The 270-nt window shown below is 45.9% G+C and carries 1 protein-coding gene; it reads left to right on the top strand.

Annotated features, from left to right (window positions below; translation table 11 throughout):
• The coding region (locus tag DC53_RS22355) for a hypothetical protein (RefSeq protein ID WP_033032892.1) at positions 1 to 270 on the top strand (270 nt) is incomplete at both ends.

Below are 270 nucleotides of genomic sequence, written 5' to 3' on the forward strand. Positions count from 1 at the left end.
CGATCCAAACCAATACGCTTTGGTTGGCGCGTGGACACAATCCGATTGGTCTGGCTCTGTTAAGCTTAACGCTGACTTTGTGAAAGAGGTGAAAGGCTGGACAGATGCAATTGATGCAGGACTAGCGACACATGAAATGGCATCTAAAGCGCTGTTCGGTCGCAAGAACAACCTAATCATGATGCAGCTCATACACGAAAACGCTAAGAAAGCGCAAGTTATGGAAGCATTGGGTGATTTTGCAGAAAAGCGTCAACCGAGTATAATTGA

Origin of the sequence: Pseudoalteromonas fuliginea (genome assembly GCF_000690055.1) — a bacterium.
Lineage (GTDB): Bacteria > Pseudomonadota > Gammaproteobacteria > Enterobacterales > Alteromonadaceae > Pseudoalteromonas > Pseudoalteromonas fuliginea.